The sequence below is a fragment of the Amycolatopsis nivea genome, from assembly GCF_004522235.1.
In the GTDB taxonomy this organism is placed as follows: Bacteria; Actinomycetota; Actinomycetes; order Mycobacteriales; family Pseudonocardiaceae; genus Amycolatopsis; species Amycolatopsis nivea.
The window spans coordinates 1-1303 of sequence record NZ_SDLT01000103.1 but is presented as its reverse complement, the minus strand read 5'-3'; the positions used below and the strand labels follow the sequence as shown (position 1 = coordinate 1303).

Here is a 1303-nt window from a genome sequence, read left to right as displayed (position 1 = left end):
TGGGCCTGACCCGTTTTGACGGACATCCGAGATCAGGGGGCTGATGCCCTCGGGAAGGATGTTCCATCATGGAGACCATGGGCAGGAAGAAGCCTCGGCCTCGTCGTTCGTTCACGCCTGAGTTCAAGGCCGAGATCGTTGGGCTGTGCCAGCGGGGCGACCGGTCGATCGGGCAGGTCGCGAAGGATTTCGACTTGACCGAGACCGGTGTGCGGGAGTGGGTCAAGCAGGCCGAGCGTGACGCCGGGACCCGCGCCGACGGCGGGCTGACCAGCGACGAGCGGGCAGAGCTGGCCCGGTTGCGGCGGGAGAACCGCCGCCTGTCCGAGGATGTGGAGATCCTCAAACGGGCCACGGCTTTCTTCGCGAAGGAGACCCGGTGAACGTGTACCCGTTCATCGAGGCGGAGAACGCCGGCAGCGACGGCAACGTCAAGCGTGCATGCGAACTGCTGAAGGTCTCCCGAGCCGCCTACTATGCCCACCGTGCCGCCGGACCGTCCCAGCGCAAACAAGACGATGCGGATCTTACCGCCGAGATCATCACGATCCACGACGAGTCGGACGCCACCTACGGAACGCCACGGGTCCACGCCGAACTCCGCGCCCGCGGCAAACGGCACTCCCGCAAACGGGTCGCCCGGCTCCTGCGCGCCGCCGGGCTGGCCGGGCGGACACCGAAACGGTGGCGCACCACCACCGTCCCCGATCTCGCCGCGGCCACCCCAGCCGATCTGATCAAGCGTGATTTCTCTTGTGCCGCAGGCGATATCAACACCCGCTGGTGCGGGGACATCACCTACATCCACACCTGGGAAGGCTGGCTCTACCTGGCCACCGTGATCGACCTGGACTCCCGACGCGTCGTCGGCTGGGCCACCGCGGACCACCTGCGCACCGACCTGGTCGCCGACGCGCTGCACAGCGCCGTCACCCAGCGCCGCCCCGATCCCGGGGTGATCTTCCACTCCGACCGCGGCTGCCAGTACACCTCCGCGCAATTCAACGCCCTCGCCGCCGACGCGGGCGTGCGATTGTCGGTGGGACGCAAGGGACAATGCTGGGATAACGCGGTCGCCGAGTCGTTCTTCGCCACGATCAAAGCCGAACTGCTCGACCGGCAGGGCTGGCCCACCCACACCGCCGCGCACAAAGCGATCTTCGAGTACATCGAAGGCTGGTACAACACCCGCCGCCTGCACTCCAGCCTCGGCTACCTCAGCCCCGCCACCTACGAAACAACCGCGCGCCGGGTAGCCTGACCACACCTCAACGACCCTGTCCGTCAAAACGGGTCAATCCCA

Annotated in this window: 2 protein-coding genes; both read left to right on the top strand. The window is 67.0% G+C overall.

Going from position 1 to position 1303, the window contains the following annotated elements; all coding sequences use genetic code 11:
• The first annotated feature begins 77 nt into the window (after positions 1–77).
• Positions 78–383, top strand: a complete 306-nt coding sequence (locus EIZ44_RS44410; protein WP_134662598.1) for a transposase — start codon at positions 78–80, stop codon at positions 381–383.
• Complete coding sequence (locus EIZ44_RS44405) at positions 380–1261, top strand: IS3 family transposase (protein ID WP_043836095.1); 882 nt, start codon at positions 380–382, stop codon at positions 1259–1261. Before EIZ44_RS44410 ends, EIZ44_RS44405 begins: the two co-directional genes overlap by 4 nt.
• The last annotated feature ends 42 nt before the right edge of the window (positions 1262–1303 follow it).